The sequence below is a fragment of the Streptomyces sp. NPDC017991 genome (assembly GCF_044328075.1).
Classification (GTDB): domain Bacteria; phylum Actinomycetota; class Actinomycetes; order Streptomycetales; family Streptomycetaceae; genus Streptomyces.
In genome coordinates this window covers 68,011-92,880 of the sequence record NZ_JBIRGP010000019.1, presented here as the reverse complement: position 1 = coordinate 92,880, position 24,870 = coordinate 68,011, and the positions used below count along the sequence as shown (strand labels likewise).

The following is a 24,870-nucleotide window of genomic DNA, read 5'->3' as shown; positions in this document are numbered from 1 at the left end:
CGCTTCCTTGATCAGGTCCGACGGTAACGGCTGAAGAGGAACCCGGCCTCCTCCAGCAAAGACGTCAGTTCGAACCGCCTCGGCACCGCGACGGACGGGCCGCCGGCGATGCGCTGGGCGTCCCCCACGGTGAGCATCGGGGAGACCGTCAGACAGAGCTCGTCGAGGACACCGGCCGCGACCAGCTGGCCGAGCAGCCGGGGCCCGCCCTCCGTCAGGAGCCGGTGCAGGCCCAGGTCGGCGAGCGCGCGGACGGCCCGTGCGGGGTCCACCCCCCTGCCGTCGCCCGCGATCACGACCCGCGCGCCGGCCTTCTCGGCGGCGGCGATCCGGTCGGGAGCCGCGGCGGCCCCCGTGAGCAGCAGCGTGGGAAGCAGCGGCGAGGCGAAGAGCGGAAGCGAGAAGTCCAGGTCGAGGCTCGCGCTCACCACCGCGATCGCGGGCGCCGGGCCCTGTCCCGCCGCGGCCCGGCGCGCGGCGAAGTCCGCACGGGCCCGCGCCGGCCGGTAACCCTCCTGCCGTACCGTTTCCGCACCGACGATCACGACGTCCGCGAGTCCGCGCAGCGTGCCGAAGATCCGCATGTCGGCGGCGCTGGAGATCGGCTGCGAACGCCCGTCGTGCTGGGCGGCCCCGTCGAGAGTGGAGACCATGTTCGCCCGCAGCCACGGCCCGGGCCCCGCGGATCCCGCGACACCCGTGGTGGACCCCGCGACGCCCGCGCTGGATCCCGCGACGCCCACCGGATAGGCGTACGCCTCGGCCAGTTCATCGAGCCCCCAGTCCCGGGCCACGGCCGCCGTGCCCGGAGTGCCCGGTGCCCCGTCCGAGGCCGGGGCTGCTGTCTCGTCGGTCACAGGGAACAGGCGTCGCATGTGGTGCAGTCTGGCACGAGACGTAGAGTGGGGAACCGTGTCGACCTCCACCACCACCTCCGCCTCCGGCCCGATAGCCGACGCGACCCCGTCGTCCCTGTGCGCCCGCGAGCCGCGCGTCCCCGCGGACCGTCTGGTCGCCGAGATGGTGCCGCCACCGCGCTTCGACTCGGTCCGCTTCGACACGTACATCCCGGATCCGAACCAGCCGAGCCAGCCCGAGGCCGTGCGCGTGCTGGCCGATTTCGCGGCGGGTCTCGGCGGGACGCACGCCGCCGGGTCCGCGAAGCGCGGTTTCCTCGGCCTCGGACTCGGCAGGAAGCCCGCGAAGACCCCGGCGGGCCCCCGCGGTGTCTACCTGGACGGCGGTTACGGCGTCGGCAAGACGCATCTGCTCGCCTCCCTCTGGCACGCGACCCCGGCGGAGCCCTCCCTCAAGGCCTTCGGCACGTTCGTGGAGCTGACGAACCTGGTCGGCGCCCTCGGTTTCCAGCAGACCGTGCGGACGCTGAGCGGCCACCGGCTGCTCTGCATCGACGAGTTCGAGCTGGACGACCCCGGTGACACCGTCCTCGTGTCCAGCCTGCTCGCCCGGCTGGTCGAGGCGGGGGTGGCGCTCGCCGCGACCTCCAACACCCTGCCGGGCAAGCTCGGCGAGGGCCGGTTCGCCTCGGTCGACTTCCTGCGCGAGATCCAGGGCCTGTCCGCCCACTTCCGGTCGCTGCGCATCGACGGCGACGACTACCGCCACCGCGGACTGCCCGAAGCTCCGGCCCCGTACTCGGAGGAGCAGGTCACGAAGGCCGCGTACGCGACCGCGGGCGCCTCGCTCGACGACTTCCCGCATCTGCTCGACCATCTGGCCCGGGTGCACCCCAGCCGGTACGGCGCGCTGACGGACGGGATCGAGGCGGTCTGCCTCACGGACGTCCAGCCGGTCGCGGACCAGTCCACCGCGCTGCGGCTCGTGGTCCTCGCCGACCGGCTGTACGACCGTGAGGTGCCGGTCCTCGCCTCGGGGATGCCCTTCGACCGGCTGTTCAGCGAGGAGATGCTGAACGGCGGCTACCGCAAGAAGTACTTCCGCGCGATCTCCCGGCTCACCGCGCTGGCCCGGGACGCCAAGGGACTCGTACAGGACTGACCGTCCCGCCGCCCGTCCCTGCCGTCCGAATCCCGCCGCGCACCCCTGCCGCTCGGCGGTTTTTGGTCTGTCACCGACGCTCTTCGGCCCTCTTCAGGCTCTCTTCAGGGTGAAACGTTAAGTTAACCCAGCAAACAACTTCCCGCGTTAACGTTCGTGTCAGCAAGGGAAGACCCGACCTGGAACCGGCCGAGAGGGGGCCCATGCGACGAGGTACGACGGTCCGGACACTGTTCGCCGTTCTCACCGCCGTCCTGCTGGCCCTGCAGCTCTCCGCCACCACCACGGCGTTCGCACCGGCGTTCGCATCCGCGCACACACCCCGGCTCGCCGGACCCGGGGACGGCCCCGAAACCAGGGCCGAGTTCGTCACCTGTGGCGACACCTCGCACACGCACGGCCCGACCGGCCCCCTGCGCACCCGGGACCGGATCCGTGTCGCGGACCACGTCGCCCCCGCCGCCGCGCGCCTCCTGCTCTGCAAGGACGTCGCGGTCGTGCACGAGGACCCGTCGCACACCGCGGCCCCCGCGGCGCACCACCGCGCGACGAGATCCTCCGCGGCCCACTCCTCGGCGGCCCTCCAGGTCTTCCGCTGCTGACCTGACCACCGGGCACGAAGCGACTCCGACCTGACCCACCCCTCACCACGCCACGTCCGCCGAGCGCGTCGACGTGGGGTCATGTCGCCGTACCCGCATGCGCTCCGTTTTGTACGCCGACGCGCTCGCATACGCGCGCCAGGAGGAACTGACACATGCAGCCCCTCATCGATCACGCACGCTCCTTCCGCAAGCAGTCCGCGGACCGCCCGGAGGAGTTCGCCCGACTCGCCGAAGGCCAGTCCCCGCAGGTCCTGTTCATCACCTGCTCCGACTCGCGGGTCGTCCCGGCCCTGATCACCGGAGCCCGGCCCGGTGAACTCTTCGAACTGCGCACCGCGGGCAACATCGTCCCCCCGCACACCTCTTCGCAGCCCACCAGCGAGGCCGCCACCGTCGAGTACGCGGTGGAGGTCCTCGGGGTCACGGACATCGTCGTCTGCGGCCACTCCCACTGCGGCGCCGTCGGCGCGCTGGTACGCGGCGACGACCTGACCGCCGTACCCGCCGTCCGCGACTGGCTCGCGCACTCGACCCCGCGCCCCGACGGCGCGGTCGAGGACCCGACGGTCACCGAGGCCGTGCAGAACCACGTCCTGACACAACTCCTGCGGCTGCGCTCGTACCCGTGCGTGGAACGGCGGCTGACGGGCGGTCACCTGCGCCTGCACGGCTGGTTCTACGAGGTCCACACCGGGTCCGTCCTCGCGCACGACGTCCGCTCCGACTCCTTCGAGGCGCTGTGAGCGCCGCGACGGGCACGCCCGCGACCGACAGCGGGACAGACCCGGGCCGGCGTACGCGATTCCCCTTCCTGCGGCAGGACTTCGCCGCCTCGCTCGTCGTCTTCCTGGTGGCTCTGCCGCTGTGCGTGGGCGTGGCCGTGGCGTCCGGCGTGCCCGCCGAACTCGGCCTGATCACCGGCATCGTGGGCGGCCTGGTCACCGGGTTCCTGCCCGGCAGCAGCCTGCAGGTCTCGGGCCCGGCCGCGGGTCTGACCGTGCTGGTCCTCGAGGCGGTACGCGAGTACGGACTGGCCGTGCTCGGTGTCATCGTCCTGGCCACCGGCCTGATTCAACTCGCCATGGGCGCAATGAAGTTGGGGCGCTACTTCCGGGCCATCTCGGTGGCCGTCGTGGAAGGCATGCTGGCGGGCATCGGCCTGGTCCTGATCGCCGGCCAGCTCTACTCGGTGGCCGGCACCGAGGCCCCTGCCTCGGGTCTGGGCAAGCTCGCCGGGCTGCCGGGTCTGGTCGCCGACTCCGCCGGATCCACCACCGCGCTGACGTCCTTCGGACTCGGCGCGGCCACCGTCGCCGTACTCGTGCTGTGGAAGCACCTGCCGGCCAAGGTCCGTACGGTGCCGGGGGCGCTGGCCGCCGTGGCGCTCGCCACGCTCGCGACTTTGGCGTTCGACCTGCCCGTGGCGACGGTGGAGGTGCGCGGACTGCTCGACTCGATCCAGCTGCCGGGGCTCGAAGCGGTCGGCGGGCTGGCGAGCGTGGGCGTGCTCGGCACGGTCCTGGCGTTCGTGCTGATCGCGTCGGCGGAGTCGCTGTTCAGCGCCGCCGCGGTGGACCGGCTGCACGACGGGCCGCGCACCGAGTACGACAAGGAACTGATGGCGCAGGGCGCGGGCAACACGGTCTGCGGGCTGCTCGGCGCGCTGCCGATGACCGCCGTGATCGTGCGCAGTTCGGCGAACGTGTCCGCGGGCGCCCGTACGAAGGCGTCCCGGGTGCTGCACGGGGTGTGGCTGCTGCTGTTCGCGGCGCTGCTGCCGGCCGTGCTCGCCTACATCCCGCTGCCCGCGCTCGCGGGCATCCTGGTGCACGCGGGCTGGAAGCTGATCCCGCTGCGCTCGATCGCGGCGCTGTGGCGCGGCCACCGGGGCGAGGCGCTGATCCTCGTGGTCACGGCCGTGTCGATCGTCGCGGTGAACATGTTCGAGGGCGTACTGATAGGACTCGCGCTCGCCGTCGCGAAGACCGCCTGGGAGGCCTCGCACATCAAGCTGGAGGTCATAGACAAGGGGGCGGGCCCGGTACAGGCGTACCTGTCGGGCAACGCCACCTTCCTGCGGCTGCCGAAGATACTGGACGAGTTGGAGGGGCTGCCGAAGGACCGCCCGGTGACGGTGGACCTGTCCGGGCTGCATCACCTGGACCACGCGTGCCGGACGGCGCTGGAGAACTGGTCGCAGCGGCACAGCGAGAAGGGGACCGAGCCGGTCAAGGTCACCACTCCGGCTCCGTAGACACCGGCACCGGCGCCGGCGCCCGAACCGGAACCCCGTCGCCCCGGGGCCCGGTGCGGGACTCCCCACGAGTCCCGCACCGGGCCCTTCGGGCTGTCCGGGTCGTACGGCGGCCCGTGAGAACGCCACGCTACGCGCGTGGTTCACGTGATCGGGACCACGTGATACACACAAGCGGGTCACGTACTCCTGTCCGCCAACAGGAAGGTTGCCCCATGTCCGCAACACGACGCGAAGTGCTGGCCCGCTCCGGAGCCCTGGGAGTCGGCATCGCCTTCACCGGTGCCGTATCGGAACTCTTCACGGGTACGGCCGCCGCACTGGGCCACTCCGGATACGGCCCCCTGCTCCCCGACCCGGACGGCCTGCTGGACCTGCCGAAAGGTTTCCGTTACCGGGTGCTGTCCCGCGAGGGCGACGAACTGCGCTCCGGCGAGGGCCAGGTGCCGAGCAACCACGACGGCATGTCCGCCTTCGCCGGCAGACACGGCCGCGTCCACCTGGTCCGCAACCACGAGAACCGCGTCACCGGCAGGATCGGCGTCCCGACGGTCGACGGCCTCACCTACGACCCGATGGGCAAGGGCGGCTGTACGGCCCTGACCCTCGACCAGCGCGGCAACGTGGTCGGTGAACGGGTCGGGATCGCCGGTACGGCCGTCAACTGCGCTGGCGGGCCCACCCCTTGGGGCACCTGGCTGACCTGCGAGGAGACCGAGGACAAGGCCGGCACGAACGGCTACACCAAGGATCACGGCTTCATCTTCGAGGTCGACCCGGTGGACCCGCACCGCACCGGGGCGGTACCGCTGACCGCGATGGGCCGCTTCCAGCACGAGGCGATCGCCGTCGACCCGAAGCGCGGCATCGTCTACGAGACCGAGGACGCCTTCCTCAAGCCCTTCGGCCTCTTCTACCGTTTCCTGCCCAACAAGCCCGAGGGCGGTCGCGGTTCGCTCCGTGCGGGCGGTCGGCTCCAGGCGATGCGCGTACCGGGTGTCCCGGACCTCTCCTCGATCCAGGAGACGGGTGCGAGCTTCGACCGTGTCGAGTGGGTGGACGTGCCGGACCCGCTGGCCACCGGGACCCCCATCCGCGACCAGGACTTCGGGCCCAAGGGCATCACCCACGCGCAGAAGCTGGAGGGCTGCTACTGGGGCGGCTCGTCCGTCTACTTCGTGTCCTCCTTCGCGCACAGCAGCGAGGGCTCCGCGGCCGACCACTACGGCCAGATCTGGCGTTACGACCCCGGTGCCCGCCGGCTCACGCTGGTGATCGTCTTCGGTCCCGACACCGACGTGCAGCTGCCCGGTGAGTCCCCCGACAACATCTGCCTCGCCCCCAGCGGCGGCCTGATGGTCTGCGAGGACGGCGGGGGCGCGCAGCACGTGTACGGCGTGACCCGGCGCGGCGAGGTGTATCCGATGGCCCGCAACCGGCAGAACATCGGCACGCCGGAGGCCCCGGAGTGGGGCGAGTTCGCGGGCGTCACCTTCTCGCCCGACGGCCGGACGATGTACGTGAACTGCTACACGCCGGGGACGACGTTCGCGGTGACGGGGCCCTGGAGCAGGTAGTGATCCGCGTCGCGCAGGGCACCCGGCGGTCGTAGCGGTCGCCGGGTCCGGGGGCGGGGGCCGCGGGTCGCGGCCCCCGCCCCCTCGGCGCAGGATCGAGAGAACCGCCCCGAAGGGATGCGCGATGGCCAAGAAGGACAGCAGGAGCAGGAAGGGCACGAAGGGCACGAAGGGCACCAAGGGCCCGAAGGGCAGCGAGTCCGCAGAGGACGAGCGGGGCGGGAAGGACGGGAGGGACGGGAAGCGCCGGGCCGGGGAGAGCGCCGTCGCCCTGCGCGATGTGCTGCGCGTCCCGGTCGGCGAACGGATCTCCCTCTCCTCGTACGACGCCTCGGCGACCCCGGGCGGGGCGACGGCGCCCAGGTCCAAGACCGACGGTCTCGCCGCCATCACCCGGATGGCCGAACCCCTCGCCGGCCTCCAGGAACGCCTCTGGGCGGCGAGCACCGCCGGTGACCACCGCCGGATCCTCCTGGTCCTCCAGGGCATGGACACCAGCGGCAAGGGCGGCACGGTCAAACACGTCATCGGGCTCTTCAACCCCGTCGGCTGCCGTGTCCGCGGCTTCAAGGCGCCGACCCCCGAGGAACTGGAGCACGACTTCCTCTGGCGGATCAGGAGGCAGCTCCCCCACCACGGCGAGCTGGGCATCTTCGACCGTTCCTACTACGAGGACGTCCTCGTCGGCCGCGTCCGGGAACTGTCCCCGCGCACCGAGATCGAGTCCCGGTACGACCGGATCAACGACTTCGAGCGGGCCCTCGCCGACGACGGCACGACCGTCGTGAAGTGCTTCCTGCACATCTCGTTCGAGGAACAGCGCCTGCGTCTCCTGCGCCGGCTCGCCGACCCGGACAAGCACTGGAAGTTCAGCCCGTCGGACATCGACGACCGGGTCCTGTGGCCCGCCTACCAGGAGGCGTACGAGATCGCCCTCGCACGCTGTTCCTCGGACGCCGCCCCCTGGTATCTGATCCCCGCCGACCGCAAGTGGTACCGGAACTGGGCGATCAGCCGACTACTGCTGGAGCATCTGACGGCTCTGGACCCGCAGTATCCGCGGCCGGACTTCGATGTGGAGGCCTGCCGCGAACGGCTGCGGGAGGAGGGCTGAGCGACACCGGTGGCGATATAGCCGTTTTTTCCTATTCATGCGGTTAATGTCGCCCGCGTGAACATCTTCCTGACCCTGCGGAGGGCCGCCGCCCGCGTGCTGACGGCGGCGGGCGCGGTCGCCCTCACGGCGTGCGGCGCTCCCGACGCGCCCCGCGCCGCCACGGCCCCCGCCCCCGCGGTCACCACGCCCTCCCGGCCGCCCACGCTCGCCCCGGGCCCGGGCGGCCTGACCCCCGTCTTCATGAAGGCGGCCGGGGCGCGCGACAGGACGGTCGCCCTGACCTTCGACGCCGACATGACGGCCGACCAGGGCCCCCGGGCCGCCGCCGGGGAGCGTTTCGACAACCCCCGGCTGATCGGGACACTGCGACGGCTGAAGGTGCCCGCGACCGTGTTCATGACAGGGCGCTGGGCCGAGGAGTACCCCTGGCAGGCGCGGGCCATCGGACGCGATCCGCTCTTCGAGGTCGCGAACCACTCCTACAGCCATCACGCCTTCACCGAGGACTGCTACGGGCTGCCGACCGTTCCCGCGCAGGGGATGCGGGCGGACGTGGAGAGGGCGTTCAGCGCGTTCCGCGAGGCGGGGATCGAGCACCCGATGCCGTACTTCCGTTTCCCGGGCGGCTGTTACGACCGGCGGGCACTCAAGGCGCTGAGCGGTACCGGCGTGACGGCCGTGCAGTGGGACGTGGTGAGCGGGGACGCGTTCGCGACGGACGCGAGGGCCGTGGCGCGGCAGGTGCTGGACGGCGTACGGCCCGGTTCGGTGGTCGTCATGCACTGCACGCGCAGCGCGGCTCCGGCGACGGAGGCGGCCCTGCGCACGATCGTCCCGGAGCTGCGGGAGCGCGGCTACCGGTTCGTGAAGGTGTCGGAGCTGATCCGATCGGACGCCTGAGTTCGGAAGGCGATTCATCGCCCGCGTCTCTCAAAGCGATCGCCTTCTCTTGTTGGACGGCGAAAACGTCACGGTGGAGGCTTGGACGTACCGAACGAACCCCCAGGAGGAGCCCTCATGCAGACACGCACCATCGGTGACGTCCGGGTCGGAGCGATCGGTCTGGGCGGGATGCCGATGTCCATCGAGGGGCGCCCGGACGAAGCGCGTTCGGTCGCGGCCGTGCACGCGGCGCTGGACGAGGGTGTCACGCTCTTCGACACCGCGGACGCCTACCACCGGGACGCCCACGAGGTCGGGCACAACGAGTCGCTGATCGCCCGCGCGGTGGCCTCGTACGGCGGTGACACCTCGGACGTGCTGATCGCGACGAAGGGCGGTCATCTGCGTCCGGGCGACGGCTCATGGACGCTGAACGGCTCGCCGGAGTACTTGAAGAAGGCGTGCGACGCCTCGCTCGAACGGCTCGGCGTCGAGGCCATCGGGCTCTACCAGTTCCACCGGCCGGACCCGGAGGTCCCCTACGCGGAGTCGGTCGGCGCGATCCGCGATCTGCTGGACGCGGGCAAGATCCGCTTCGCGGGGGTCTCCAACGCCGACCCCGACCAGATCCGGCAGGCCTACCGGATCCTCGGCGGGCGGCTGGTGAGCGTGCAGAACCAGTTTTCGCCGGCGTTCCGCTCCAGCGAGCCGGAGTTGGAACTGTGCGCGGAACTCGGCATCGCGTTCCTGCCGTGGAGTCCGCTGGGCGGTATCTCGAAGGCGGGTGAACTGGGCTCACGCTACGCCGTGTTCGCGGAGGTGGCGGGCGAGCACGGGGTGAGTCCGCAGCAGGTCTGTCTGGCGTGGATCCTCGCGAAGGCGCCGGTGACGATCCCGATTCCGGGGTCCTCCCGCCCGGAGACGATCCGCGACTCGGTCGCCGCGGCGAGCCTGTCCCTGTCCCCGGAGGAACTGTCCCGCCTGGACGCGGCGTAAAGGATCGCGCAGTTCCCCGCGCCCCTGAAAAGGGGCGCGGGGAACTGCGCGACCAGCCACGACGTACCCGCACGTCACCACCGCCCGGCACCACCCGCCCCCCCTCCTGGCAGACTGGCGCACGTGAGCAGCGACGGAACACAGGACAGCCCCTTCCAGCACGAACGCACCGCCCGCGACGAGGCACCGCAGTTCGTACTGCCCCTGGTCGCCCGTATCGAACGGAACGAACCCCCCGCCCGCACGGACGCGCTGGAGACCGCCGCCCGCGCCGTCCTCGTCCTGCTCGGCGACGACCGCTCGCTCGGCGAGGGCGAATGGGCGCAGGCCGTCCACGACTGGCAGGACGCCCGGATCCGCAAGGTCGTCCGCCGGGCCCGCGGCGCGGAGTGGCGCCGCGCGGAGGCGCTGCCCGGCATCACCGTCACCGGCAAGTCCGCCGAGGTCCGCGTCTTCCCCCCGGTCCCGCTCGACGGATGGCCCAAGGACCTGGCCCGCCTCCAGGTCTCCGGCACGGACCTCGACGACCCGGAGCCGCCCGCGGACACCGACACGGCCACGCCCGTGCTGTGGCTGAGCCCGGATCTGGACATGTCGGCGGGCAAGGCGATGGCCCAGGCGGGCCACGGCGCCCAGCTGGCCTGGTGGGAGCTGTCAGGCGAGGACCGCACGGCCTGGCGCGAGGCCGGCTTCCCGCTCGCCGTCCGCACGGCCGACGCCGAGCGATGGGAGCGCCTCGTCACGAGCGGCCTGCCGCTGGTGCGCGACGCCGGCTTCACGGAGATCGCCCCCGGCTCGTGCACGGTGGTCGCCGACCATCCGGCGCTGCGCCTCGACCGACGGTAGGCGGATGATGGGCGGTCCGTGGGAGGACAGGCGATGACACGACCGGACGGCAGGGTCGAACGCGGCAACCGCACCCGCCGGTCGGTGCTCCGCCGTACCGTCGACATCGCCTCCGCCGAGGGCCTCGAAGCCCTCTCCGTGGGGCGTCTCGCGACCGAGCTGCGGCTCAGCAAGAGCGGGGTCTTCGCCCTCTTCGGCTCCAAGGAGGAACTGCAACTGGCCACCGTGCGCGAGGCTTCGCGCATCCACGTCGAGCGGGTCGTCACCCCGGCCGCCGAAGTCCCCGCCGGAGTCGGCCGGTTGTGGCGGCTGTGCGAGTGCTGGCTCGACTACTCCCGGGACCGGGTCTTCCCCGGCGGATGCTTCTTCTACGAGGTCGTCGCCGAGTTCGACGCCCGCCCCGGCCCCGTGCACGACGCGGTCGCCAAGGCGCAGCGCGACTGGACGGGCCATGTGGAGCGCGTCATCGCCGAGGCACGCGACCTCGGTGAACTTCACGCCGACACGGACGTGCCACAACTCGCCTTCGAGCTCATCGCGTTGATGGAGACCGCCAACGCCGTCTCCGTCCTGCACGACGAGACGGTCGCCTACCGGCGGGCACGCGTCGCCATCGCGACGCGGCTGCGCACGGCGGCGACCGAGCCTTCCTCCGTGCCCGAGCCTTCCTCCGTACCCAAGACTTTCTCCGTACCCAAGACTTCCTCGGCGCTCGAACTCCCCTGACCTGCGGCCCTGTTCGCGTCGCCCTCGCTCTCCCGCCCGATCTTCCAAAACAAGTAGCACGATCGTTCGCTTACTTTTATACTCCAGCCATGCCCCTTCACCTCCTTCGCTCATCCTGGCAGCCCGGTCCGAGCGCCGACGTCCGGGACGGTCCGGCCGTCATCAGCGTCACCGACTTCACCGCCACCACCTACCGGCAGTCCTGGACCGTCGCACGGGCGGGGCTGCGACTGCGCCGTACCTGGCCCGGGACGCCCGGCGCGATCGGCATGTGGCTGTGGGCCGACCCGGCGCGCCGGCGTTCGGGGTCGGTCTCGGTCTGGACCGACGAGGCGGCCCTCAAGGAGTTCGTCGGCCGGCCGGACCACCTGCGGATCGTCCGGGCCCACCGCGGCCGAGGCGTGCTGCGGTCGGTGCTCGACAGGACCGAGCGGTTCGACGAGGCCGACACCTGGACGTACGCGCAGCGCTTCATCGCCGAGGAGAAGCTGTGACGGGCACGCTCGACATCGTGGCGCTGGACCGGATCGCGGCCCTGGAGACGTCACGCCTCGTCGACGCGGCGGGCGCGGCGGACTGGGCGCGGCCCACGCCCTGTGCGGGCTGGGACCTGCGGCGGCTGGTCTCCCACATGACCGCCCAGCACCGCGGCTTCGCCGCGGCGGCCCGCGGCACGGGCGCCGATCCGGCGTGCTGGCGGGAGCCGGAGGACCCGCGCGAGCCGTCGCACATCCACCGGGAGGCCGTGACGACCGTGCTCGCCGCCTTCGCCGCGAACGGCGTCCAGGAGCGGGAGTTCATCCTGCCGGAGCTGGGTCTGGCCCTGCCCGGGTCGCGTGCGATCGGGTTCCACTTCATCGACCACGTGGTGCACGCGTGGGACGTGGCGGCCTCGCTGGGGGTCGCCGTGGAACTGCCGGACCCGGTCCTCGAAGCAGGGGTGGCGATCGCCCGCCTCGTGCCGGACGATCCGGCCGGGCGGGGTCCCGGCCGCCCGTTCGCGCAGGCCCGCCGGGTGCCCGCCGGGGCCGGCCCGCTGGACGAGACGCTGCGACGGCTGGGGCGTACGCCCGAGGAGTGGCCGACCCCGGCGTGGGACGCGGCGTAGGACCGGGCCGCGGCCGGGTGAGGGCTGTGACACGGCAGACACGATCGATTGAACAGATCCGCCGCCCCACGCGTATCTTCTGGCGCTGGCCAAGTACAGATTCCCAACGACCAGTTGGTAGATATCCGGAGGCACCTGTGCGGCGTATCAACGGTACGGCCCTCGTCATCGTGGCACTCGTCGGAACGCTCGGCGCGCTCGCGTTCCCTGTCTGGTCGTACGCCGACCGCGCCGGGACGGGACCGGCGAACCTCGCCGCCGGGACCGTACAGACGAAGTGGGGGCCGTTGACCGCCACCGACCGTGACCTCATCGTCCGGGTGCGGCTGGCGGGCCTGTGGGAGCTGCCCGCCGGGCAGCAGGCCCTCGAACGCAATCCCAGTCCCGCGATGAAGGAGGCCGCCGACCACCTGATCGTCGGCCACACCGACCTCGACAAGCGGGTGCGGGGGGTCGCGCGGGAACTCGGCGTCGAACTGCCGAACCAGCCGAACGAGCAGCAGCAGGGCTGGCTGCAGCAGATGACCAACGCGAGCGACGCGGACTACCCCAAGGTGTGGGCGAACCTGCTGCGCTCCGCCCACGGCAAGATCTTCCCGGCGATCGGGACGGTCCGGAACCAGACGCGCAACACGCTGGTGCGCCAGCTCGCCTCGGACACCAACCAGACCGTGCTCGACCACATCACGGTGCTGGAGAAGACCGGTGCCGTCGACTTCGAGGCGATCGCCAACGACTCGGTGGTGGGAAGCACGGCCAGCCCGTCCGGTCCGGCGGCTCCGGTCCCCGGGGTGGTCCCCAGCTCGGCGCCGCCCGCCGCGGCGACCGGTGACATCAACACCACGTCACGGCCCTCCCCCGGCGCGCCGGGCACGGTCAACACGAACCGCCCCGACCCCGAGGACCCGGACGCCACCCCCACCTCGCAGTGACGGCCCGAACCTCAAATGTTGCTCTGAACGTCCCCGCCGATGGGTTCGGCCCCGCCCGCCGGGGCCATCACCCCCTCACGCCGGAACACAGGTCCGTCGAAGGAGACGCGCACAGGTCCTGGTGAATCGTGGTGCAGGGGTGGAGGAGGGGACGATGATCAATCTGGGTACGGGAATCGGGTGGCGGCCGGAGATCGCCGAGGCCGTGGAGCACATGCCCGGCATCGACTGGGTCGAGGCCGTCGCCGAGAACATCTGCCCCGGACATCTCCCCGAATCGCTGGTGCGGCTGCGGGAGCGCGGGGTGACCGTGGTCCCGCACGGGGTGTCGCTCGGGCTCGGCGGCGCCGACCGCCCCGCCGAGGCGAAACTCGCCGACCTGGCGGCCCGCGCCGAGGTCCTCGGCTCCCCGCTGGTCACCGAGCACATCGCGTTCGTCCGGGCCGGCGGGGCGCTGACCGCCTCGCCGCTCCTGGAGGCCGGACACCTGCTGCCCGTGCCCCGCACCCGGGACGCCCTCGACGTCCTGTGCGAGAACGTCCGGATCGCCCAGGAGGCGCTGCCCGTGCCGCTCGCGGTGGAGAACATCGCGGCGCTGATCTGCTGGCCGGGCGAGGAGATGACCGAGGGCCAGTTCCTGTACGACCTGGTCGACCGCACCGGCGTACGCCTGCTCATCGACGTGGCCAACCTCCACACCAACCACGTCAACCGCGGCGAGGACCCGGGCCGGGCGCTCGACGAACTGCCCATCGAGGCCATCGCGTACGTCCATGTCGCCGGCGGCTTCGAGCGTGACGGCGTCTGGCACGACAGCCACGCGCACGCCGTGCCCCCGGCGGTCCTCGACGTGCTCGCCGACCTGGCCTCCCGGGTCCGTCCGCCGGGCGTGCTCCTGGAGCGCGACGAGAACTTCCCCGAACCGGCCGAGCTGGAACGCGAGCTGATCGCGATCCGCGAGACGGTGGAGAAGGGTGCGGCGTCCGCCGCGAGGTCGGGCGGCGGCCCCCGGACCGGCCGCGGCCCGCGACCCGCCGCCGCCACGGAGACCGACCGCCTCACGGAGTCCGCCGGCGCCACGGAGACCGACCGGGTCGCGGGAGCCCACCGCGTCGCGGAGGCCGCCGGGGTCGCCGCAGCCGGCGGTGACCCCGCCCGGCAGTGGCTCGCGCTCGCGCAGGCCGCTCTCCTGTCCGCGCTCGTCGCGGGGACGCCCGTGCCCGAGGGGTTCGACCGGACCCGGCTGGCCGTACAGGCCCGGGCGCTGGCGGGCAAGCGGGCCGACGTCGTGGCCAAGGTCGCTCCGGAGCTGCCGGAGATCCTGGCCCAGGCGTACCGGAAGGCGTTCCTGGCGTACGCGCACAGCCACCCGATGACCGACGGCTACCGGCGGGACGCGCTGGACTTCGCCGCGTACCTGTTGTTCGACGGACGCCTCCAGGACGCGGACGTACGGCGCCGGCTGAGCGACTGGTGGCTGGAGCGTTCGGGCCCGGCGCCGCTGTCGCAGCGCCCGGCGGCCCGGCTGGTACGCGCCACGCGCCGGGTGCTGCTGAGGCGTTGAGATCGGTCGACGGAGGCGTGTTGGCGTACGCCACGAAGTAATATGCCAATCTCCACCAGAAGCGCACTAACGTGCGGTGCCGCAACAGGAGGCACCATGCGATCCATCGACGCCCGCGGACTGTTCACCGGCACCGGGCTCATCATCGCGGGTCTGACGACGACCCTCGTGGCACTGTTCTTCCCGATCTGGTCGTACGCGGACCGGTCGGGCACGGGCGTGGACACCCTGAACGCCGAGACCGTGTCGACGAGCTTCGGCCCGCTGTCCGCGCAGGACCGGGACTTCGTCACGAAGGTCCGGCTCGCGGGCCTGTGGGAGCTGCCCGCGGGGCAGCAGGCCGAGGAGCGCGGTACCACCAAGGCCGTACGGACGGCGGGCGAGCACCTCGTCGAGGGCCATACGTTCCTGGACGCGCGCGTACGCAGCGTGGCCGCGCGGCTCGGCCTCGAACTGCCCAACCAGCCCAGCGAACAGCAGCGCGCCTGGCTCGCCACGCTGAGCGCGGCCCGGGGCGGGGAGTACGACAGGCAGTTCGCGAACATCCTCCGCGCCGCGCACGGCAAGGTGTTCGGCCTGGTCGCCCAGATCCGGGCGAACACCCGCAACTCACTCGTCCGCGGCCTCGCCGACGACGCGAACACCACGGTGCTGGACCACATCACGGTCCTGGAGGCGACCGGCCTGGTCGACTTCGACGCCCTGGCCCGTGACGCGGCCTCCGCGAGCGCGCCCCCGCTCACCCACTCCCCCGCGCCCCCCGGCCCGAAGGCCTCGCCCAGTCCCCCCGTGCCCGCCGCACCCGCCCCGACCTACTCCCTGCCCCCGGCCGCGACCGCCCCACCACCGGACGACGCGGCGGAGGACGGGGACAACACCTCCTAGCAACCGAAGTACCGCCGACGCGAAACGTCACACCATGGCGATGCTTTGTCCAAATTGTGAACAAGCCGTGGCGCGGTCGCTCCTCCGTCGCATAGAAATCCGGCATGTTCTGGGTCCTCCTCCTTCTCCTCGCCTGGGCCGCGGCGGGCACTGCCTGTACGCGCCTGTGCCTGGCCTCGGTCCGCGTCGCCGCCGCTGACGACACGCACACGCTCCACGGACGCGGCCTGACGCTCTACGAGGCCGCGTTCCTGTCGGGCGGCCCCGCCCGGGTCGCCGATCTGACGCTCGTGTCGATGGCCCGCCAGCGCCGTCTGCTGCTCGCCCACACCGGCTGGGCGACCGTCGTGGACCCGTGCGGCCGGGACGAGATGGAGCGGTCCGTGCTGGGCGCGATAGGTCCCGACGGCCAGTCCCGGATCGCACCGGTCCGTGCGAGCGCCGCCGCCGCGGAGTCCGTACGCGTGCTCGCCGACCGGCTGGTCGCGGCGGGCCTCGCCGTGCCGGACGGGGCGCGCACCACCGTCGCGGGCGCCGTGCGCGAGGTGCGGTCGGCCGCGGTGGCCGTCCTGGTGCTGGCCTCCGTCGCGCTGCTGATGCCCGCTGAGGCCCAGCACGAACGGGCGCTGGTGGCCGTCTGGTTCACCCTGCCCCTCATCCTCACCATGAGCTGTCTGGCCATCGCGCGGATCGAGGTGCACCCCTACACCCGCTGGGCGTCCCCGGCCGGACAGCACCTGCTCAGTTCGCTGACCCGCCGGGCGGACGCCGACAGCGACGACCGTACGTACCTCACCACCGTGGCCGTGCGCGGCATCCGCGCGGTCGGCGAACCGCACCTGCGGGCGGCTTTCGGACACCGCGGGCCGCACGCTTGAGCGTTCGGCGGAGGCGGGGTCAGGCAGGGTTGTACATCCGCGGGCCGGTGGGGACCGGCCCCGCCCCTCACGGGGCGCACGCCGGGTGCGCATCGGGGTCAACCGGCCGACATCCGCGGGCCGGTTCTTTACTTCGCCCGGCCCCGGACCAAACATCCCTTTTATTACTGTCGTGCACTGAAGGGAACCTGATGCGAGCTGCCGTCCTGTGCGGAACAGCCGGATCCCTGGTCCTGACCGCTGTCGTCGCCACCGCGCCCGCGGGAAGCGCCCAGGCCTCACCGGGCCGGGCGCCGGCGTGGGGCTCCGACTGGGCCGAACGGCGCGGCACTGCGGTCGCCGCCGAACGCGCCGCCGTCGACGGCATCCGCTTCGGGACGTGTTCCGAGGACGAGGACGGCCCGGCCACCCTGCGGTGCGGCACGGTCACGGTCCCGCTCGACTACGCGCACCCCGACGGCAAGCAGATCAAGCTGACCGTCAGCCGGGTGCGGGCGACCGGCAAGGACGCCGAGAACGGCAGGCGGCCCGTCCCGCGGCAGGGTTCACTCGTCTACAACCCCGGCGGGCCCGGCGCGTCCGGCATGTACTTCCCGCTGATCGGCATGATTCCGGAGTGGAAGCGCATCGCGTCGGCGTACGACCTCGTCGGGTACGCCCCGCGCGGGGTGGCCCGCTCGGCCCCGCTGTCCTGCCAGGACCCGAAACTGATCCTGAAGGGGCCGACGCAGTTGCCGACGAACCCCTCGGAGTCGTACAAGGAGGAGCGCGTCGCGCGGGCGAAGGCGTACGCGCGGGGCTGTGTCGAGCGGTCGGGGCGTGCGATCAGGCACTTCACCTCGGTCAACAACGCCCGTGACCTGGACGTCCTGCGCGCGGCCCTCGGTGAGCGGAGGCTGACCTTCATGGGGGCGTCCTACGGCACGTACTTCGGGGCCCTGTACGCGGAGCTGTTCCCCTCGCACGTACGCCGGATGGTCCTCGACTCGGCCGTGAACCCGGACCCGGCGAAGGTCTGGTACCGGAACAACCTCGACCAGTCTGCCGCCTTCGAGGGCCGCTGGGCCGACTTCCGCGCCTGGACGGCGAAGCACGACAAGGTGTACGGGCTGGGCCGCACGCCGGACGAGGTGCAGCGCAGTTACGAGCGGGCACGCGCGCGGCTCGCGGCGGAACCCGCGGGCGGCGAGGTCGGGCCGGGGCAGCTGCACGGCGCTTTCCTGCAGGCCGGGTACTACGACGACTACTGGCCGCAGCGTGCGCTGGCGCTCTCCGCGTATCTGAAGGGCGACCCCAAGCCGCTGATCCGGCAGGCGGGGCCGCACCGGGACGCGGTGAAGGAGCAGGAGAACAGCAAGGCCGTGTACACGGCGATCGAGTGCAACGACGCGCCCTGGCCACGGGCCTGGCACACCTGGGACCGCGACAACACGCGCCTCGCGCGCGTGGCGCCCTTCGAGACGTGGTCCAACGCCTGGATGAACCTGCCGTGCGCCTACTGGCGGCTGCCGCGGCAACGGCCGCTCGACGTCCGCACGTTCCCCGGTGAGCTGGCGCCCACGCTCGTCCTCGCGGCGGAACGGGACGCGGCGACGCCGTACGCCGGCGCGCTGGAGATGCACCGGCGTCTGTCGGGCTCCGTGCTGGTCACCGAGCGGGGGGCTGGTTCGCACGGGATCGCGGGCGGGTCCAACGCGTGCGTCAACGCCCACCTGGACGCGTACCTGCTGGAGGGCCGGGTCCCGGCCCCCCGGACGACCTGCGCCCCCCACGAGCCCCCGAAGCCCCGCTAGGGGCTTTTGTCCTTCAGGGGCGCGGGGAACTGCGCGGCCCGCCAGCCACCGGCGTTCAGCCGACGCACAACCCCCGCGGGGGTACGCCCCGAAGGGGGTGACGGCGAATCCCCGCGTCTGCAGACCGGCCGTGGCTCGCCGCGCAGTTCCCCGCGCCCCTTACGGGGCGGTCAGGCGAGGCCCTCGACCAGTTCCGCCACGGACTTGCGGCGGCCCGTGTAGAACGGGACCTCTTCGCGGACGTGCATACGCGCCTCGGACGCACGAAGGTGTCGCATCAGGTCCACGATGCGATACAGCTCGTCCGCCTCGAACGCGAGGATCCACTCGTAGTCGCCGAGCGAGAACGAGGCGACCGTGTTGGCCCGCACGTCCGGGTAGCCGCGGGCCATCTTCCCGTGGTCGGCGAGCATCCGCCGCCGGTCCTCGTCCGGCAGCAGGTACCAGTCGTAGGAGCGCACGAACGGATACACGCTGATGTAATCACGCGGCGTCTCGTCGGCGAGGAACGCGGGCACGTGCGAGCGGTTGAACTCCGCCGGCCGGTGCAGCGCCATGTTCGACCACACCGGTTCGAGCGCGCGCCCCAGCTTCGTACGGCGGAAGAGGTTGTACGCCTCCTGGAGCTGGTCGGCGGTCTCGGCGTGCCACCAGACCATGAGGTCGGCGTCGGCCCGCAGCCCCGACACGTCGTACGTGCCGCGGACCGTGACGTCCTTGGCGGCGAGCTGGTCGAACAGCTCCTGGACCTCGTCCGCGTAGCCGGCGCGCGCAGCGCCGTCGGGCAGCACGTCACGCAGTTTGAAGACGGACCAGAGGGTGTAGCGGATGACCTCGTTGAGGTCCTTGGCCTTCTTGCCGGCGTTCGGGGTCCTGGCCTGGCCGGTGATGGCGGCGTCGTCACTCATGGGGCTATTCTCCCGCCCCGCCGTGCAGGCTCTGCACCGGGTTCGCACTGAGCGCGTCCGACAGCCGGTCGTCGCCCCTGAGCGAGTCCACGGCGGCGTTCGCGCTCGCGACACAGGCCGGGATGCCCACGCCGTCGTACGCCGCTCCGCACACGGCGAGGCCCGGCACCCTGCCGACGTGTTCGCGGACGCGCGCCACGCGCGCGTGGTGCCCGACCGGGTACTGGGGCAGTCCGTCGTTCCAGCGGGTCACCCGGGTCTCCAGGGGCTCCGCGGTGAGGCCGGTGGCCTCGCGCAGGTCGTGCCGGGACACGTCGACGAGGTCCGCGTCGTCGCGGCCGAGGATCTCCGTCTCCCCGTACCGGCCGACGGAGGTGCGCAGGATCACCACGTCCGGGTTCTCCTCGGCGATCCAGCCCCACTTCTGGGACGCGAACGTCGACGCCTTGATGGTCCGCCCGTCGACGGGCGGCACCAGGAAACCGCTGCCTCCGGGGAGGGCGGCCCCGTCCCGGCGGTAGGCGAGGGTGATCAGCGCCATGGACGCGTACTCGACGGCCGCGAGCTCGGCCGCGGCGGCGGGGGCCTCGGCGGCGAGCAGTGCGGCGGCGGCGCCCGCGGGCACCGCCACGACGACGGCGTCGGCCGCCAGCGCCCGGCCGCCCGCGACGACCCGCCAGCCCTCGCGCCGCTCGGCACCGGCCGCGTCGCCCGTGACCCGTCGCAGCTCCGTGACCGCCGCTCCCGTGACGATCTCGCCGCCCCGGGCGCGTACCGACTCGGCGACGGCGAGCGGCAGTTGGCCGACGCCGCCCTCGATGCCCATGAAGACCGGGCCGGCCTGCTGATCCGGCCGCTGACCACGCGCGGCCTTCGCCTGGATCTCGCGGACCGCCTCCGTGAGCGAGGCGTGCGTACGGGCCGCCTCGAAGAGCTGCGGTACGGCCGAACGCATCGAGATGCGGTACGCGTCGCCCGCGTAGACCCCGCCGAGCAGGGGCTCGACGAGCCGGTCGACGACCTCGCGGCCGAGGCGCTCCGCGACGAAGGCACCCACCGCCACGTCGTCGCCGACCTCCGTGCGCGGCAGGTCGCGGTCGCGCTCGATACGGCGCAGGCCCTCGTCGGAGAGCACCCCGGAGAGGGCCGCCGCGTCCGCGGGGACCCCCATGACGTGTCCCTTGGGCATGGGCCTGAGCGCGCCGCGCGTCCAGATCGAGGCGCCCACGGTGTTCGGCGGCCGGAGCCGGTCCGCGAGGCCCACCTCGTGGGCGAGCGCGACCGCCTCGGGCCGTCGCGCGAGCATCGACTCGGCGCCGAGGTCGACCCGGGCCCCCGCGATCGAGCCCGGCAGCAGCTTGCCGCCGAGCCGGTCGGAGGCCTCCAGGACGGTCACGCGCGCGCCGCCGTTCAGGAGCCGGTGCGCGGCGGCCAGACCGGCGACACCGCCCCCGATGACGACGACGTGACCCGGGCCCGTACGTGTGTCTGCGTGCATGTGTCCACTGTCCCAGACCCGGTACGCCGTCTCCCGGGCCCCCGGCGCCCCGGCGGGCGGGCGCGGTGTCCATGACGAGGCCGGACCGTGACCCCTTCGGGACCGGATCCGGCCAACGTCCGGCGGGGCTCGGGCGTCGAAGGAACGTCAGTCATCACGACGCTCATCACGACACCTCGGGGGTACACCGACATGCGGACACATGGCAGTGGCAGTGGCAGTAACAGAAGCAGCGGCAGCGGCAGCGGCACGACCCGATACCGGGCCGGCCGGTCCGCACGGCCCGTCCAGGTCCTGGCGGCGCTGCTGCTCTCCGGCGCCCTCGCCCTCACGGGGTGCACGAGCGCGGCCGACGGCGGGTCGAGCAGCGAGAAGGCCGCCGACTCGGACGCCCGGGACCCGGCGGCGGGCGCGGCGGCCGACAGCGGCGCGGCCGGCAGTGACGAGGGCCGCTCCCAGGGCAAGGAGGCCGCCTCGGTACCGGGGCCGACCGTCCACATCATCCACACCGCCTCACTGACCGTGCAGGTCAAGGACGTGCCGAAGTCGCTCGGCGAGGCCCGCACCGTGGTCGAGAACGCGGGCGGCATGGTCGGCGACGAGACCACGGACCGCGATTCCAGGGGCCGCGAGCGTTCCCGCGTCGTCCTGCGGATCCCGGCGGAGAAGTACGAGGAGGTCCGCACCGAACTGGAGGGCTCGGGCAAGCTCCTCGACCTCAAGGCGAAGGCGGAGGACGTCACCGAGCAGGTCGTCGACGTGGAGAGCCGACTCAAGACGCAGCGGGCGAGCGTGGCGCGGATCCGCGAGCTGATGGACAGGGCCTCCAAGCTGAGCGATGTGGTCACCCTGGAGGGCGAGTTGAGCACGCGCCAGGCCGACCTGGAGTCGCTGCTGGCCCAGCAGGCCTCGCTGAAGGACCGTACGAGCCTGGCCACGATCACGCTGTCGCTGTCCGAGACGCCGGTGAAGAAGGCCGCCGAGGACGACGATCCCGGTTTCGCCGACGCGCTCGGGGGCGGCTGGGACGCGTTCGTCAGCATGTTCCGCTGGATCGCGCTGGCGCTGAGCGCGGTACTGCCCTTCCTGGTGGGTGCGGCCCTGCTGCTGTTCCTGTGGGTGCGTTTCCTGCGCGGCCGGACACCGCGCGGTGCGGGCGCCACCCCGACTGCGAGCGGCGAGCCTGAGCGGGACTGAAATGTTAGACCGCCGTAGCGTGTTCGCATGACTATGAGCCGCGAGAACCGTACGAAAGAGCGTCTGGTGGTCGTCGGAGGGGACGCGGCGGGCATGTCCGCCGCGTCCCAGGCGCGCAGGCTGAAGGGCCCCGACGAACTGGAGATCATCGCTTTCGAGCGGGGGCACTTCAGCTCCTTCTCCGCGTGCGGCATCCCGTACTGGGTGGGCGGCGAGGTCGACGACCGGGACAAGCTGATCGCCCGCTCGCCCGAGGAGCACCGGGAACGCGGGATCGACCTGCGGATGCGTACGGAGGTCACCGAACTCGACGTCGACGGCGGCCGGGTGCGCTCCCTCGACCTGGACTCCGGGACCGAGGCATGGACGTCGTACGACAAGCTCGTGATCGCGACGGGCGCCCAGCCGGTACGGCCGGCACTGCCCGGTATCGACGCCCCCGGGGTGCACGGGGTGCAGACCCTCGACGACGGACAGGCCCTCATCGACACGCTGAGCCGTACGGAGGGCCGCCGCGCGGTCGTGATCGGCGCGGGCTACATCGGCGTGGAGATGGCCGAGGCACTGATCAACCGCGGGTACGAGGTGACGGTCGTCAACCGCGGCAAGGAGCCGATGGCCACGCTCGACCCGGACATGGGCCGCCTGGTGCACGAGGCCATGGAGGGCATGGACATCACCATGGTGAACGACGCCGAGGTCACCAAGATCCTCACCGGTGACGACGGGCGGGTCCGGGCGGTCGCCACGGAGGACGCCGAGTACCCGGCGGACGTGGTGGTCCTCGGCATCGGCGTCCGGCCGGAGACCACGCTCGCCGAGGCCGCGGGTCTGCCGCTCGGCGCCCACAAGGGGCTGCTGACGGATCTGGCCATGCGGGTGCGCGGGCACGAGAACATCTGGGCGGGCGGCGACTGCGTCGAGGTGCTGGACCTGGTGTCGGGCAGCGAGCGCCACATCGCGCTGGGCACCCACGCCAACAAGCACGGCCAGGTGATCGGCTCGAACGTCGGCGGCGGCTACGCCACGTTCCCCGGTGTCGTCGGCACGGCGGTGAGCAAGGTCTGCGACCTGGAGATCGCCCGTACCGGCCTGCGCGAGAAGGACGCGCACCGGGCGGGGCTGCGCTTCGAGGCGGTCACGATCGAGTCGACGAACAGCGCAGGCTACTACCCGAAGGCCGACCTCATGACGGTGAAGATGCTCGCCGAGTTCCGCACCGGCCGCCTCCTGGGCGTCCAGATCGTCGGCCGCGAGGGCGCCGCCAAGCGCGTGGACATCGCCGCCGTGGCCCTCACGGCGGGCATGACGGTCGAACAGATGACGGCCCTGGACCTCGGCTACGCCCCACCGTTCTCCCCGGTCTGGGACCCCATCCTGGTAGCGGCCCGCAAGGCGGTGACAGCGGTACGCAAAACCGCCCAGTAGACCCCCGCCCCCTCAGGGGCGCGGGGAACCGCGCGCCCGGCCCCCACCGGCGGCCGGCCGACACACCACCACAACCCCCACCTCACTCAGGGGCGCGGGGAACTGCGCGACAAGCCCCCACCGGCGGCCGGCCGACACACCACCGCAACCCCCGCCTCACTCAGGGGCGCGGGGAACTGCGCGACCAGCCCCCACCGGCGGTAGGCCGACACACAACCGCAGCCCCCCCACCCCTCAGGGGCGCGGGGAACTGCGCGACAAGCCCCCACCGGCGGTGGGCCGAACAGCGACGCCTCAAGCCCCCTGCGCAGCCCCAGGCGTATTCCCGTTGATCTTCTCTATGGCCTGCCGAGCCTGCTCCCCCGGCGTCCGCGGCAACGAAGACACGGCGGAAACCTGAGGCCCACCCACAGCGGGCGCGGTCGCCGGCATGGCCGACGCGGCGGCAGACCGCGCATGCGACCCCGCAGGCCGCCCCCGCAGCCGATGACTCGCCGCCTCGTCCAGCGTCACGGGCCGCTGCATGCTCGCGGCCAGTCGCCCCGCCTCCTGGCCGAGCGCGGCCACGTCCTCCCAGGACAGCCTGAGTACCACGGCGAGTTCCGCCTCGCCGTCCGGCGTGGCGATCAACGGCTGAGCGGCTCGGTCGTTCATGACCTGTTCCTCACATATTGCTTGGATCACTGGCGGTTGCCGAAACATACGCACACCGCCCCGCCGCCGTTCAGACTCCCTGAACCGGGGCAGGATTCCCCCGTGGTCATACCCGTCCATGACGTGAATCCGGCACGCCGCACGCCGTATGTGACGTACGCGCTGATCGCCGCCAACTTCGTGGTCTTCCTGGTTACTCCGGGCGTGGCGAGTTCGCTCACCGGCGAGGGCGGTCCGTCCCGGTTGGCCGAGCTGTGTCAACTGCAGGCGTTCCTGGACCACTGGGCGGCGATCCCGCGGGAGCTGATCCACGGGCAGCTCCCGACCACGGTCCCCACAGGTGACGTAGGGGTGAGCGCCACCGCTCGCGGCTGTGTCGTCGGCCCGCCCGGCTACGACAAGTCACCGCAACTGTCGGTCCTCACGGCGATGTTCCTGCACGGCGGCTGGGTGCACCTGCTCGGCAACATGCTCTTCCTGCTGATCTTCGGCAACAACATCGAGGACCGCCTCGGCCACATCCGCTACGCGCTCTTCTACGTCGCCTGCGGCTATGCGGCGGCCTACGGCTTCGCGCTCGTCAACGCCGACTCGGGCGACCCGCTGATCGGCGCGTCGGGCGCGATCGCCGGAGTGCTGGGCGCGTATCTGGTCCTCTACCCACGGGCCAGGGTCTGGGTCCTGGTCCCGTTCCTGATCTTCCTGCCGCTGCGGCTGCCCGCCTGGATCGTGCTGGGCTTCTGGTTCGGCCTCCAGGCGGTGTACTCGTCCGGCAGGGGCGTCTCCGAAGCCGGCACCGTCGCGTACGTGGCCCACGTGGTCGGCTTCCTGACAGGCATGCTCCTGGCCTGGCCCCTGCGCCGGGGCACCCCGCCCCCACCCCAGCCCCGCGGCCTCCTGTGGGGCAGAAGGGCCCACCACCGCTGGTGAGCGACCCGGGCCACGAAAGGGGCGCGGAGAACTGCGCGACCAGCCCCCACCGGCCCGCGGGCGAGCAGCGAAG

Annotated in this window: 24 protein-coding genes; 20 read left to right on the top strand and 4 right to left on the bottom strand. The window is 72.3% G+C overall.

The window, feature by feature from the left end; genetic code table 11:
* Nucleotides 1-11 precede the first annotated feature (11 nt).
* Nucleotides 12-875, bottom strand: coding sequence for a pyrimidine reductase family protein (locus ACH4DZ_RS40565; RefSeq protein ID WP_398294127.1), 864 nt, complete (start codon nt 873-875; stop codon nt 12-14).
* Between ACH4DZ_RS40565 and zapE the strand changes: the two genes are divergently transcribed.
* The 17 genes from zapE (at nt 874) to ACH4DZ_RS40480 (ending at nt 18,182) form a co-directional block, all read left to right on the top strand.
* Nucleotides 874-2,019, top strand: coding sequence for a cell division protein ZapE (zapE, locus tag ACH4DZ_RS40560; protein WP_398294125.1), 1,146 nt, complete (start codon nt 874-876; stop codon nt 2,017-2,019). The genes ACH4DZ_RS40565 and zapE overlap by 2 nt on opposite strands.
* Nucleotides 2,020-2,222: 203 nt before the next feature.
* Nucleotides 2,223-2,621, top strand: a complete 399-nt coding sequence (locus tag ACH4DZ_RS40555; RefSeq protein WP_398294123.1) for a hypothetical protein — start codon at nt 2,223-2,225, stop codon at nt 2,619-2,621.
* A 155-nt stretch (nt 2,622-2,776) separates the two neighbouring features.
* Nucleotides 2,777-3,367: a carbonic anhydrase gene (locus ACH4DZ_RS40550; RefSeq protein ID WP_398294121.1), complete on the top strand. Its 591-nt coding sequence runs from the start codon at nt 2,777-2,779 to the stop codon at nt 3,365-3,367.
* Complete coding sequence (locus ACH4DZ_RS40545) at nt 3,364-4,878, top strand: SulP family inorganic anion transporter (RefSeq protein ID WP_398294119.1); 1,515 nt, start codon at nt 3,364-3,366, stop codon at nt 4,876-4,878. Before ACH4DZ_RS40550 ends, ACH4DZ_RS40545 begins: the two co-directional genes overlap by 4 nt.
* 215 nt (nt 4,879-5,093) lie before the next feature.
* Entirely contained in the window at nt 5,094-6,455 is a 1,362-nt protein-coding gene (locus ACH4DZ_RS40540) for a PhoX family protein (protein WP_398294117.1), read from the top strand.
* A gap of 124 nt (nt 6,456-6,579) precedes the next feature.
* Nucleotides 6,580-7,569 (top strand): PPK2 family polyphosphate kinase, encoded by a 990-nt coding sequence (locus tag ACH4DZ_RS40535; RefSeq protein ID WP_398294115.1) that lies wholly within the window; start codon nt 6,580-6,582, stop codon nt 7,567-7,569.
* Between the two features lie 63 nt (nt 7,570-7,632).
* Nucleotides 7,633-8,472: a polysaccharide deacetylase family protein gene (locus ACH4DZ_RS40530; RefSeq protein WP_398294208.1), complete on the top strand. Its 840-nt coding sequence runs from the start codon at nt 7,633-7,635 to the stop codon at nt 8,470-8,472.
* Between the two features lie 117 nt (nt 8,473-8,589).
* On the top strand, nt 8,590-9,450 hold the full coding sequence (locus tag ACH4DZ_RS40525; protein WP_398294113.1) for an aldo/keto reductase: 861 nt from the start codon (nt 8,590-8,592) through the stop codon (nt 9,448-9,450).
* A 123-nt stretch (nt 9,451-9,573) separates the two neighbouring features.
* Nucleotides 9,574-10,296, top strand: a complete 723-nt coding sequence (locus tag ACH4DZ_RS40520; RefSeq protein WP_398294111.1) for a peptidyl-tRNA hydrolase — start codon at nt 9,574-9,576, stop codon at nt 10,294-10,296.
* Between the two features lie 33 nt (nt 10,297-10,329).
* A complete protein-coding gene (locus ACH4DZ_RS40515; protein ID WP_398294109.1) occupies nt 10,330-11,022 on the top strand; it encodes a TetR/AcrR family transcriptional regulator in 693 nt (230 codons plus the stop codon).
* Between the two features lie 89 nt (nt 11,023-11,111).
* Complete coding sequence (locus tag ACH4DZ_RS40510; protein ID WP_398294107.1) at nt 11,112-11,516, top strand: hypothetical protein; 405 nt, start codon at nt 11,112-11,114, stop codon at nt 11,514-11,516.
* A complete protein-coding gene (locus tag ACH4DZ_RS40505; RefSeq protein WP_398294105.1) occupies nt 11,513-12,130 on the top strand; it encodes a TIGR03086 family metal-binding protein in 618 nt (205 codons plus the stop codon). The genes ACH4DZ_RS40510 and ACH4DZ_RS40505 overlap by 4 nt, the downstream gene beginning before the upstream one ends.
* Before the next feature lie 137 nt (nt 12,131-12,267).
* Complete coding sequence (locus ACH4DZ_RS40500; RefSeq protein WP_398294103.1) at nt 12,268-13,062, top strand: DUF4142 domain-containing protein; 795 nt, start codon at nt 12,268-12,270, stop codon at nt 13,060-13,062.
* Nucleotides 13,063-13,216: 154 nt separating this feature from the next.
* Nucleotides 13,217-14,626, top strand: a complete 1,410-nt coding sequence (locus tag ACH4DZ_RS40495) for a DUF692 domain-containing protein (RefSeq protein ID WP_398294101.1) — start codon at nt 13,217-13,219, stop codon at nt 14,624-14,626.
* 96 nt (nt 14,627-14,722) lie between these two features.
* The gene (locus tag ACH4DZ_RS40490) at nt 14,723-15,511 is read left to right on the top strand and encodes a DUF4142 domain-containing protein (RefSeq protein ID WP_398294099.1); all 789 of its coding nucleotides are present in this window, start codon (nt 14,723-14,725) and stop codon (nt 15,509-15,511) included.
* 104 nt (nt 15,512-15,615) lie between these two features.
* On the top strand, nt 15,616-16,389 hold the full coding sequence (locus ACH4DZ_RS40485; RefSeq protein ID WP_398294097.1) for a TIGR04222 domain-containing membrane protein: 774 nt from the start codon (nt 15,616-15,618) through the stop codon (nt 16,387-16,389).
* Nucleotides 16,390-16,580: 191 nt separating this feature from the next.
* Nucleotides 16,581-18,182, top strand: coding sequence for an alpha/beta hydrolase (locus ACH4DZ_RS40480; RefSeq protein ID WP_398294095.1), 1,602 nt, complete (start codon nt 16,581-16,583; stop codon nt 18,180-18,182).
* 170 nt (nt 18,183-18,352) lie between these two features.
* On the opposite strand, the gene hemQ is transcribed toward ACH4DZ_RS40480, so the two are convergent.
* Nucleotides 18,353-19,090, bottom strand: a complete 738-nt coding sequence (gene hemQ, locus ACH4DZ_RS40475; protein ID WP_398294093.1) for a hydrogen peroxide-dependent heme synthase — start codon at nt 19,088-19,090, stop codon at nt 18,353-18,355.
* A gap of 4 nt (nt 19,091-19,094) precedes the next feature.
* Nucleotides 19,095-20,588: a protoporphyrinogen oxidase gene (gene hemG / locus ACH4DZ_RS40470; RefSeq protein ID WP_398294091.1), complete on the bottom strand. Its 1,494-nt coding sequence runs from the start codon at nt 20,586-20,588 to the stop codon at nt 19,095-19,097.
* A gap of 87 nt (nt 20,589-20,675) precedes the next feature.
* Between hemG and ACH4DZ_RS40465 the strand changes: the two genes are divergently transcribed.
* Both ACH4DZ_RS40465 and ACH4DZ_RS40460 read left to right on the top strand, forming a co-directional pair.
* Nucleotides 20,676-21,785, top strand: a complete 1,110-nt coding sequence (locus ACH4DZ_RS40465; protein ID WP_398294089.1) for a DUF4349 domain-containing protein — start codon at nt 20,676-20,678, stop codon at nt 21,783-21,785.
* Between the two features lie 27 nt (nt 21,786-21,812).
* Nucleotides 21,813-23,213, top strand: coding sequence for an FAD-dependent oxidoreductase (locus tag ACH4DZ_RS40460; protein WP_398294087.1), 1,401 nt, complete (start codon nt 21,813-21,815; stop codon nt 23,211-23,213).
* Between the two features lie 294 nt (nt 23,214-23,507).
* Here ACH4DZ_RS40460 and ACH4DZ_RS40455 read toward each other — a convergent pair whose 3' ends face one another.
* Nucleotides 23,508-23,867, bottom strand: coding sequence for a hypothetical protein (locus ACH4DZ_RS40455; RefSeq protein ID WP_398294085.1), 360 nt, complete (start codon nt 23,865-23,867; stop codon nt 23,508-23,510).
* 102 nt (nt 23,868-23,969) lie between these two features.
* Between ACH4DZ_RS40455 and ACH4DZ_RS40450 the strand changes: the two genes are divergently transcribed.
* Nucleotides 23,970-24,797: a rhomboid family intramembrane serine protease gene (locus ACH4DZ_RS40450; protein WP_398294083.1), complete on the top strand. Its 828-nt coding sequence runs from the start codon at nt 23,970-23,972 to the stop codon at nt 24,795-24,797.
* Nucleotides 24,798-24,870: the final 73 nt, after the last annotated feature.